6 protein-coding genes are annotated in these 11,311 nt (G+C 69.8%); 3 read left to right on the forward strand and 3 right to left on the reverse strand.

All coding sequences use genetic code 11. From position 1 onward, the window contains the following. The first annotated feature begins 15 nt into the window (after window positions 1-15). Window positions 16-6,894: a polymorphic toxin-type HINT domain-containing protein gene (locus Msi02_RS15985; protein WP_204049079.1), complete on the forward strand. Its 6,879-nt coding sequence runs from the start codon at window positions 16-18 to the stop codon at window positions 6,892-6,894. 322 nt (window positions 6,895-7,216) lie between these two features. On the opposite strand, the gene Msi02_RS15990 is transcribed toward Msi02_RS15985, so the two are convergent. From Msi02_RS15990 to Msi02_RS16000, 3 genes are all read right to left on the reverse strand, one after another. Then, complete coding sequence (locus Msi02_RS15990) at window positions 7,217-7,600, reverse strand: PIN domain-containing protein (protein WP_204049080.1); 384 nt, start codon at window positions 7,598-7,600, stop codon at window positions 7,217-7,219. Next, the gene (locus Msi02_RS15995) at window positions 7,597-7,884 is read right to left on the reverse strand and encodes a type II toxin -antitoxin system TacA 1-like antitoxin (protein ID WP_204049081.1); all 288 of its coding nucleotides are present in this window, start codon (window positions 7,882-7,884) and stop codon (window positions 7,597-7,599) included. Before Msi02_RS15995 ends, Msi02_RS15990 begins: the two co-directional genes overlap by 4 nt. Window positions 7,885-7,986: 102 nt before the next feature. Next, on the reverse strand, window positions 7,987-8,634 hold the full coding sequence (locus Msi02_RS16000) for a LuxR C-terminal-related transcriptional regulator (protein WP_204049082.1): 648 nt from the start codon (window positions 8,632-8,634) through the stop codon (window positions 7,987-7,989). Window positions 8,635-8,943: 309 nt separating this feature from the next. On the opposite strand from Msi02_RS16000, the gene Msi02_RS16005 reads away from it, so the two are divergent. Both Msi02_RS16005 and Msi02_RS16010 read left to right on the forward strand, forming a co-directional pair. Next, the gene (locus Msi02_RS16005; RefSeq protein WP_204049083.1) at window positions 8,944-10,074 is read left to right on the forward strand and encodes a sensor histidine kinase; all 1,131 of its coding nucleotides are present in this window, start codon (window positions 8,944-8,946) and stop codon (window positions 10,072-10,074) included. Then, on the forward strand, window positions 10,056-11,228 hold the full coding sequence (locus tag Msi02_RS16010) for a sensor histidine kinase (protein WP_204049084.1): 1,173 nt from the start codon (window positions 10,056-10,058) through the stop codon (window positions 11,226-11,228). Before Msi02_RS16005 ends, Msi02_RS16010 begins: the two co-directional genes overlap by 19 nt. The last annotated feature ends 83 nt before the right edge of the window (window positions 11,229-11,311 follow it).

Genomic DNA, 11,311 nt, shown 5'->3' on the forward strand with positions numbered 1-11,311 from the left:
CAGTGGGAGGTACGCGTGTCCACCCCTCGTTCCCGCGTACGGCGCGGCCATGCCCTCAAGCGGTCGCTGGCCGTGATGGCCGGCGGCACCGTGGTGGCGCTGCTGCTCGCGTTCACCGGAGAGGCCGCGGCGGGCGCCGCGGAATCCGCGAACGCGGCCGGGGCGGCACGGTTCCAGCCGCTGAAGGTGCAGCGCGAGCATGTGGTCGCCGGTGAGACCGACTCCTCCGTCCTGCCCTACGCCGCCGACCCGGCGGCGAGCCACGCCATACGAAAGGCGCCGGCGCCGCAGTGGCCGGCCGCCGGGAGCGCCACCGCGGACGTCGGCACGTCCACGGCGAAGGTCCCGGGGATGGGGATCGTCCGGGTGGGGCCGCCGGAGGGGCGTGCCGCGCGCTCCGTCCTGGAGCGTCCCCCGGCCCGGGTCGCCGTACGTGTGCTCGATCGGGGCGCGGCCACCGCCGCGCGGCGGCCGGACGCCGTGCTGCTGCGAGTGTCGCGTGCGGACGGCGAAGGGGTCGAAACGTCGCGCGCGGACGGCCAAGAGGTCCGAACGGCCGAGGCGAGCACGGCCCCGGTGCGGGTCACGGTGGACTATTCGGCCTTCGGCTCCGCCTACGGCGGCGACTGGGCGCGCCGGCTCCGCATGGTGAGCCTGCCGGAGTGCGCGGTGACCACGCCGGACAAGGCCGGCTGCCAGGGAACGGCGCTGCCGTCGCGCAACGACGGCACGACGGTGTCGGCCGAAGTGCCCGCCGCGGCGGGCGCCGGGACGCTGATGGCGGTGACCGCGGGCGCCTCGGGATCGTCGGGCAGCTTCGCGGCCACCCCGCTGACGGCCTCGGGCACGTGGTCGGCCGGCGGCTCGTCGGGCGACTTCTCCTGGTCGTACGCGCTGCGCGTGCCGCCCGCGCTGGGCGGTCCGGCCCCGCAACTGGCGCTGGCGTACTCGGCGCAGAGCGTGGACGGCCGGCACGCCGCCTCCAACAACCAGCCCTCCTGGATCGGTGAGGGCTTCGAGATGTGGTCGGGCTACGTGGAGCGCCGCTACAAGCCGTGCGGCGAGGACGGGGTGCAGCCGAAGACCGGCGACCAGTGCTGGGCGACGGACAACGCCACACTCTCGCTGGGCGGCAAGGTCAGCGAGCTGATCCGCGACGATGCGACCGGCACCTGGCATCCCAAGGCGGACGACGGCTCGCGGGTGGAGCACCTCACCGGCGCCGTCAACGGCGACGACAACGGCGAGTACTGGAAGGTCACCACCCCCAACGGCACCCAGTACTGGTTCGGGCTGACCCGCCTGCCGGGCTGGACCTCGGGCAGGCCGGAGACCAACTCGACCTGGACTGTCCCCGTGTACGGCAACAACGCGGGCGAGCCGTGCCACCAGTCGACCTACGACGCCTCGTGGTGCCGCCAGGCGTGGCGGTGGAACCTCGATTACGTCGTCGACCCGCACGGCAACTCCATGTCGTACCGGTATGCGAAGGAGACCAACAGCTACGGCCGCGACCTCGACCCGGCCAAGACCACGTCGTACGAGCGCGGCGGCTACCTCACCGAGATCGACTACGGCACGCGCACCGACGCCGAGTACGGCAACGCGCCCGCCCGGGTGCTGTTCACCGTGGCCGACCGCTGCCTGCCGAACACCGCCTGCGACTCGGCCCACCCGGCGAACTGGCCGGATGTGCCCTGGGATCAGTCCTGCACGGGCACCTCCTGCACGCAGACGTCGCCGACGTTCTTCACCACGAAGCGGCTGGCGAAGATCACGACACAGGTGTGGGGCGGGTCGGCGTACCGGGACGTCGAGTCGTGGACGCTCAACCACACCTATCCGGACCCGGGCGACGGCACCCGGGCCGGGCTCTGGCTGGCCTCCATCAGCCACAGCGGGCTCGTCGGCGGCACGGTCTCCGTCCCGGACGTCACGTTCACCGGAGTGCAGTTGGCCAACCGGGTGGACACGGTCGACCACTCACCGGCCATGAACTGGTGGCGTGTCGCCTCGATCCGCACCGAGACGGGCGGCGAGATCTCGGTGCGCTACTCCGAGCCCGACTGCCTGGCCGGGTCACGCATGCCGTCGGCGCCGGAGTCGAACACGCTGCGGTGCTATCCGGTCAAGTGGACGCCGCCCGGCTACACGGATCCCGTCACGGACTACTTCCACAAGTACGTGGTGACCGCGGTGTCCGAGACCGACCACACGGGCGGCGCGCCCCGCGTGCAGACCCTCTACACCTACATCGGATCGCCGGCCTGGCACTACACCGACGACGACGGCCTCATCTCCGACGACCAGAAGACGTGGTCGGTGTGGCGCGGGTACGCCAAGGTGGGGGTCACCAAGGGCGACCCCGGCCAGCAGTCGTACGGAGAGACGCTGTACTTCCGGGGCATGGACGGCGACCATCTGCCGTCCGGCACCCGGAGCGTCTCGGTGACCGACTCGCGCGGCGGCGCCCACACCGACAGTGACGCCCTGGCCGGCATGGTCCTCGAGCGGATCACCTACAACGGTCCCGGCGGCGCCGAGGTGTCCTCCGTGCTCACCGAACCGTGGATGTCGTCGCCGACCGCGACGCGGGTGCGCGACGGGGTCACCACCCGGGCGCGTTACGTCAACACCGCGACCACGGTGCAGCGCATCGCGCTCGACGGCGGACGCGGCTATCGCCAGACGAAGACCGTCACCGGTTTCGACAAGTACGGCGCGGCCGACCAGACGACCGACTACGGCGACGTCGACGACCCCGCCGACGACCAGTGCACGAAGTACACCTACGCCCGCAACACCGGCAAGTGGCTGCTGACCTTCACCTCCCGGGTGCAGACCTACGCCCTGTCCTGCGACAAGACCCCCACGTCCGCCGACCAGATCATCGGCGACGCCCGGACCTCGTACGACGGGCAGGACTGGGGCGTCGCCCCCACCAAGGGCGACGTGACCCGGACCGAGTCCCTGAAGGACTGGGCCGACGGCACGCCTGCCTACCAAACCACCAGCCGCATGGCGTACGACGCCTACGGCAGGGTCACCGACTCGTGGGACGTGGACGGCGACCGTACGACGACCGCGTACACGCCCGCGTCGGGCGGCCCCGTCACGAGGACCACCACGACCAACCCGCTCGGCTGGACCAGCACCGCCGACGTCGAGCCCGCCTGGGGCGCCACCATCGGGACGACCGACCCCAACGGCCGACGCACCGACGTGACCTACGACCCGCTGGGACGCACCACCGCCGTCTGGCTCCCCGGCCGCGCCAAGGGCAGCCAGACGGCGAACACCACCTACAGCTACCTGATCCGCACCGACGGTCCCTCGACGGTCACGACCTCTACGCTGAACGCCAACGGCGGATACACCACGTCGTACGCCCTCTACGACGGCCTGCTGCGCGCCCGGCAGACCCAGGCCACGGCGGTCGGCCCCGACGGCGGGCGAATCGTGACCGACACCTTCTACGACACCGCGGGTCGCGCCTACAAGACCAACTCCGCCTACATCGCCGACGGCGCACCGGGAACCGGCCTGTTCACGGCGACCGGCGACAACGCCATCCCCGCCCAGACGCTCACGCTCTTCGACGGCGCCGGCCGGCCCACCGCCTCCGTGTTCCGCTCGCTCGGCGTGGAGAAATGGCGCACCACCACGTCGTACGGCGGCGACCACACCGACACGACCCCGCCGGCCGGGGGAATCGCCACCAGCACCGTCACCGACGCCCGGGGCCGCACTGTCCAGCTGCGTCAGTACCACGGGCCGACGCCGTCGGGGACGTACGACGCCACCAGATACGCCTACAACGCCAAGAACCTGCTCGCGTCGGTCACCGACACGGCCGGAAACCAGTGGAAGTACGGCTACGACGTCCGGGGCCGCCAGGTTCGCGTGGACGACCCCGACAAGGGCACCCTGACCACCGCCTACGACGACGCCGGGCGGATCGTCTCCACCACCGACGGCCGGGGGCGCACTCTCGCCTACACCTACGACGCGCTCGACCGCAAGATCGCCGTCTCGGACGGGACGACGAAGATCGCGGAGTGGACCTACGACACCCTCGCCAAGGGCCAGGTGACCTCCTCCACCCGGTGGGCCGGCGGCAACGCCTACACCACGGCGGTCACCGGCTACGACGCCGCCTACCGCTCCCTCGGCACCTCGATCACCATCCCCGCCGCCGAAGGCGCCCTGGCCGGGACCTACCAGTTCAGCACCACCTACAAGCCGGACGGCAACGTCTCCACCACCACGATGCCCGCCGCCGGGGGCCTTCCCCGTGAGGTCCTGGGCTTCACGTACACCGACACCGGCCAGCCGTACACGCTCACCGGTGCGAGCACCTACGTCACGCAGGCCCAGTACACCCGCCTCGGCGAACCGGCGGTTCTCACGTTCAAGGTCGGCGGTCCGCTCGCCCAGCTCGGCTACTACTACGAGGAGTCCACCCGCCGTCTGGAGCGCAGTCTCGCCGTACGGGAGACCGCCCCGTCCACGATCGCCGACCAGCGCCTGACCTGGAATCCCGCCGGAAACATCACCAAGATCGCCGACACGCCGGCCGGTGGCGCGTCCGACACGCAATGCTTCACCTACGACTACCAGCGCAGGCTGACCGAGGCGTGGACGCCGTCATCCGGGGACTGCGCCGCCGACCCGTCGGTCTCGGCCCTGGGTGGGCCCGCGCCGTACTGGCAGTCCTTCCGCTACGACGTCGTCGGCAACCGCACCTCCTCGGTGGACCACACCGCGGCCGGTGACACCACCACCGGGCTGACCTACCCCGACCCCGGCGCTCCGCGGCCGCACGCGGCCCAGGCCGTCACCACCACGACCTCGGCCGGTTCCAAGACCATCTCCTACGCCTACGACGCGGCCGGCAACACCACGGCGCGGCCGACGGCGACCGACATCCAGCAGCTCACCTGGGACGCCGAGGGCCGCCTGGCAACCGCACGCGATACGAACGGCGACGTCTCCTACGTCTACGACGTCGACGGAACCCGTCTCATCCGCCACGACCCCACCGGCGCGACCCTCTACCTGCCCGGGATGGAGTTACGGCTGATCACTGCCACCGGGACGGTCTCCGGCACCCGGTACTACGCCTTCGGCGGCACGACCATCGGCCAGCGCACCGGCTCGGGCGTCACCTGGCTGATGCCCGACCGGCAGGGCACCGCCCTGCTGGCCGTCGAGGCGGTCGGCGACCAGAAGGTCACCCAACGGCGGCAGAAGCCCTTCGGCGAGCCGCGCGGCGCGACGAGCGTGAACTGGCCCAACGAGCACGGTTTCGTCGGCGGCACCGACGAGCCCACCGGCCTGACTCACCTCGGCGCCCGCGAGTACGACCCGGCTACCGGCCGTTTCATCTCCCCGGACCCGGTCTTCGACTCCGGCGACCCCCAGCAGATGGCCTCGTACGCCTACGCGGGCAACAGCCCGGTCACCGCCAGTGACCCGTCCGGTCTGAGGTACTACATCGAAGACGGTGGCGGTGGCGGTGGCGGTGGCAGCACGTCCACACCCAGCAAGCCGACTTCCAACAACGGCCCGCCGACCTCGACGCCGGCCCCGACCTACCCGGCACCGCCACCGGCCTGCGAATGGTGGAACATCGGCTGCAACGCGCAGAAGGCGTGGAACGCGACCGTCAATTTCGCCGAGCAGCACAAGGCGGAGATCGCCGGTTTCGTCACCAGCACCGTCGTCGGCGTCGGATGCGGCGCGCTCATCGGCTGGACCGGTGTCGGCGCCGTCGCGTGCGGCTTCGTGGCGGGGGCCGCCGGGTCGATCGTCAAGGATCTCGTCGAGGGCGGTCACAGCCCGCAGGAGATGCTCCTCAACGCCCTCGTGGACGGCGGCATCGGCGCCCTCACCGGCGGGCTCATGTCGGTCGGCGGCGCGGCGCTCAAGGCCGGCGCCGCCGCCATGAAACAGGGCATCAAGGAAGCCGGCCAGGCCGCGATGAAGGCCGCCACCACAGAAGTGGCCGAGATGTTCTCCGGCAAGCTCAGCGGCGGCCTTCTCAAGAACGCCGGCAAGAGTGTGGTCGACTGCGTCGCCAACAGCTTCACTCCCGGCACCGCCGTACTCATGGCCGACGGGTCGGCCAAGGCGATCGCCGAGGTCAAGCCGGGCGACAAGGTGAAGGCGACCGACCCCGAGACCGGCAAGACCGGCGCCCGCCGGGTCCTCGCGACCATCAGCGGCGAGGGTGAGAAGAACCTTGTGGACATCACCGTCGACACCGACGGCCCCCGCGGCGACCGCACCGGCCACGTAGTAGCCACTGACGGCCACCCCTTCTGGGCTCCGGATCTGCGCCAGTGGATCGACGCCGGCCGCCTTCAGCCCGGCATGTGGCTCCAGACCAACGCGGGAACCCACATCCAGATCACCGCGATCAAGAAGTGGACCGCCCACCAGCGCGTCCACAACCTCACCGTCGCCGATCTGCACACCTACAACATTCAGATCGGCGACTTGAGCATCGTCGTTCACAACTGTACTGGAAAGGTGCTGGGTATCGGCGGGGACAGGCTTACGAAATTTGCCGAAGAAAAATCTGTCGGGCATTTTATGAACTACTCTGCCGAAACCTTCCAGCATGCGGTTGTCAAAACGATTAAAAATCCGCAGGAGCCCCTTCATATTCTCCTTGATGAGTTTTCTGGAAATACTCCAGAGGAGATGTTCAACCTCGCATGGCAGGCCGGGATGAAGCCTGGGGCCTATGCGACCCAATGGGAGATGGCCCAGGTGAGACGATTCGTGGTCAACGGGGTGCGCCCGTGGAGAAGTATCAAGTTCTACCTCGGTGGCAACCCTGTCAAAGTTTCTGATGACGCGCTGTTTACGCCGGATGCGTTTCCGTAATGAACTGGTCCGGCCCTGGATCCCCACTTGGGCACCATAACCGGCTGGTAGGGATGCGTTTCTGTCAACCCCGAAGAAGCCTCCCGTCGATCTTCGAGGAACCGGCTCGGGGCTGGGCGAAGTGGACCGACTACGGCACGCCAAGGTGCGTGGGGACTGTGCGCGGCATCGCGGACGCCGGAAGCGACGCATGTCGCCAGGGCCGGCCGTGCTACGCCGTCCCCGTCACGCCCTCGGTCGGCAGGGTATGGCTCGCATTGGAGGGGCGGGGCAGGTGAAGTTCGCCTTTGCTCCCCCGGCAGGTGTTGGGCCGGCGGGGCGGTCAGACCGTGAAAAGCCGGAGCTTGACGCCGAGGGAGTCGGCGAGGTGCTTCAGGTCTTCGGGGTCGCTGGTCACCACGGGCGCCTGGTATCGGACGGCGGTCGCGACCACGATCGCGTCCACGACATCAGCGGTTCCGGCGAGGCCGCACGCGACCCCGGCGGCACGGCCGACATGCTCGTCGTCGGGGCGAATGTCGCAGCCCTTGAGCACGCGGGAGATCTGGTGCTGAGGGCCACCACGCCAGGCTTGGGCCAGCGCCGCCACTGGCACCAGCGGCCGGATGCGTGCGCTGGTCAGCTCGTCATGCAGGGCGAGGAAGTCCGGGTCCCGTCGTTCGGCGGCCAGCAGAGCGCCGGCGTCGTACACGACCGTGCGCGTCATCCGGCTGCTCGCCAGTCGTCGTCGTCCAGCAGCCCTGCCTCCATCAAGAACTCCCGGGCCCGTCGCCGGGACTGTTCGGGCAGCGCGCCGTGCTCGCTCTCATATTCGGTCACCAGTTCTCGGGCGGCCGCGCGCCCCGCCGCGTGCAGGGCCGCGAGGCGGGCCTTTTCGACGGCGGCCTCAGCCAGCCACGCCGATACCGACTTGCCTTCTTCCTCCGCCGCCGCTTTGATCGTCTCTTCGACCTCGGGGCTGACCGAGATCGACAATTTTCGTGCGGTCACGGCTTCACCATAGCCCTCGGTAGGAATGCGTTCCTACCGATCCTGAAGAAGTACCCGTCAATCTGCCGCGGCCCGGCGACATATGTGGGCGTCCAGGTGTCGTCACGGACCTTGGTCGGGAGAGAAGGACTCGCGTTGGAGGGCGGCGCGGGTGAGGTCGGCTTTGTTGCCGGCGTTGAGTTTGGCCCGGATGCGTTCGACGTAGGTGTCGACCGTGGCCTTGCGTACGCCGAGTCTGGTGGCGATCTGGCTGTGGGTGAGGCCGCGGGCGAGCAGGCGCAGTGTCTGGTCCTCTCGGGGCGACAGCCTCGGTTCCGCGGCGGTGCCGCCGTTGGGTGAGGCCAGCAGGGCGTGGACGATGTCCGCCAGCTCGGTCGAGAGCAGGAAACCGCCCGCGGCGACCGTACGCAGGCCGGACACCACCAGGTCGGCCTCGCTGCGCTTGGTGAGATATCCGGCGGCGCCCGCGCGGATCGATTGGACGACGTCGTCGGGCCGGGCCGAGGTGGACATCACGAGCACGCGGGTGACCGCGGCAAGGTGGGCCACGGCGTCGACCGACGGGGTGTCGCCGTCGAGGTAGAGGTCGAGCATGACCACGTCGACGCGCAGACCGTCGGCGACGAGCCGCAGCAGGTCGTCCGCAGCGGACACCGAGGCCACGATCGCGACCTCGGCCACATGCTCGAGCACCCGCTCCACTCCGTATCGCGCGATGGGGTGGTCGTCGACGATCGCAAGATGGATCAACCTGACCTCCGTGACGCAGCCGTGCTGGAGCGACCTGCGAGGGACTCGCGAGGGGCGGTGCGACCCGAGCCGACGAGGACAACGGCGGCCCAGAAGGCAGCCCGGACGCCGGCCGGTGTCAAAGTGATTGTGTCTCGAAGCGAGACCAATGATCACCTGTTTTATCCCGCTCGTCCAGTGCACGGAATGAACGCCTTACATATTGTGATTTTCCCGTTTTGACGTCAGTTGTCGGGATGGTCTGCGGGGACATGGAGAGGCTCTTCTGATCTGTTAGCATGTGCCCGATATTGGTCGGGGAGGTTCCGATTGCAGCCCGGTTCCGCTGTCGATCGGCACGAGGCCATCCTCGCGAACACGGCCGCCTTCTCGCGGCTCGTCGCGTGTCTCTATCTGGCGGGTCCGGCGTACGAAATCAACGCTGACCGGCCCATCCTGCTCGCCGGTGTCGTCGTGTCCGGGGCGTACTCCATAGGGTCCGCGTGGGCCTACTGGCGTTCTCACCTGGTGCGGGGCCGGTGGGTGGTGGTCGATTTTGTGGTGTACGGGGGCCTGCTGCTGGCCGGGACCTCCCTGCCTAAGGAGACGGGCCTGCCGGGGAACCCGTTCTTCAACCAGGTTCTGCTGTTATCAGTGGTCTTCGGCCTCCCACGATGGCCGGCCTGGAGAACGATCGCGGTGGGGTTCGGTCTCGGCGTGGTCCTGTTGATCGGTGATGTCGTGCTGGTGGGCCGGACGTCACTGCTCTGGAACGTGCTCCCCGACGCCCTGCAGTTTCCGGGCAACGCGACGATCCTCTGGGTCATCGCCAGTCAGTTGCGGGCGGCCGCCCGCCGGATCGACGACGCGCGGTTGGCCGCGACCCGCCGTGAGGCGGAGGTGGCCCGGCAACAGGAGCACGTCCGGCTGGCCGAGGCGCTGCGGCGGCGCGTGCTCGTGACGCTGGAGAGCTTGGCGCAGGCAGCGGCGGTGGACGACGAGCGGCTTCGCCACCAGCTGCGTGCTGATGTGACATGGTTGCGCGCGCATCTGGCAGGTGTTCCTGACGACGGCGACGTGGACCTGTCGGCGGAACTGCGCCGCCTGGCCGCCAACAGACGCCGCACCGGCCTGGCCATCGAGCTGGCGCTGCCGCCGGTCCTTCCGCCGTTGCGGGGTACGCGCATCCGGGCCCTGGTGGCGGCGGCCAGGGAGGCGGTCAACAACGTCCACAAACACGCCGGCACCGCGACGGCCACGATAGAGGTGCACTGTGCCCAGGACGGTGTGGCGGTCACCGTTGCCGACCACGGGCGAGGCTTCGAACCGCACGCCGTCAGGGCGGGCATCGGCCTGGACGGGTCGATCCGCGGCCGCCTGGCGGATGCCGGAGGCCACGCTGAGATCGAATCCCGGCCCGGGCAGGGCACCATGGTGACGCTGTGGGTTCCGGCGGGATGAACCCCTTCTCCGCCGCTTCCGGCAATGGCACGCGGGCGTGGGCAGGGTCCGCGACGGTTGGGGAGGACGGCCGTACGCTGCGGGTCGCGTCGGCCGTGATCAGGATCGTGGCGCTGGGGCAGGTGTGGATCGCGGTGCCGCTCATCTGGGGAAGGCTGGCGCGTCCTGCCGCCGGCCTGGGCCTCGCCGCGCTGCTGACGGCCGCCGCCGCGCTGGTGCTGTACCTGGAGCGGCGGCGCGGCGCGCCGACCCCGCACACGCTTGCCCTGGACCTCCCCGTCGGAGTCATCGCGCTCGTGTCGGGGGCGTGGGTGTGCTCTCGGTCCGGATTCTCCGGGTGGTCGTACTTCGCTTATCCGTACACCGGCTATCTGACGCTGACCTTCGGAAGCAGGTGCCGGCGGCTGCCGTGGGCGTTGGCGAATGGAGCGGTGTTCGGAGTGACCTACGCGGTGGTCGCCGTGGCGACACGGCAAGAGTCGCCGGTGCCGGCCGTCGGCGTCGTCGTCACCTACCTGGTCAACGCCGTTCTCGGTTGGATATGCGCGCACTGGCTCCGGCGTACGAACCGGGACCTGCGGCGCGCCCGCCAGGAGGCGGTCACTCAGGCGGCCGAGGTGGCGGTGGGGCGGGAACGCGCCCGGCACGCCCGTGCCGTACACGACCATGTGCTCCAGACCTTCGAGACCGTCGCCCGGATGGACGCGATCGCCGATCCGGGATTGCGCGGACAGGTGGCAGCGGACGCCGCCTGGCTGCGCGACTTCGTACGCTGGGGCAACGACTCGGCGGGCGCCGAGCTACGTCAGGGGTTGGTACGCGCGGCCGTCAGCGCGAGCAAGGCCGGGCTCGACGTACGCATCCAGGACGCGGCCTTGGCCGACCCCGCGGCGCTCACGCGGGTGCCGCTGCCGGTCCAACGGGAACTCACTTCGGCGGTCGAGGCTGTCTTCGCTCGCCTTGCCGGCACCGCGAGGCGGTTGGCGGTGCGAGTGGAGCCCACAGACAACAGCGCGCGCATCGTCATCGTGGTGACCGATCCTTCCCCGGCGCAGGTCGCCGCACCCCTCGCAGGCCTCGGGACACTGCCCGGCAAGTGCCGACTGACCATCGCCGACGACGGAGTGATGGAACTCACGCCTTCCGCCCAGTAGGTAGCTCGACCAACTGCGGCCTCGGGCGAACGACGCCGACCCGTGGTGAACCGTCCCTGCCTGTGTAGCGAGCTGCCATACGA

Origin of the sequence: Microbispora siamensis (genome assembly GCF_016863095.1) — a bacterium.
Taxonomy (GTDB): domain Bacteria; phylum Actinomycetota; class Actinomycetes; order Streptosporangiales; family Streptosporangiaceae; genus Microbispora; species Microbispora siamensis.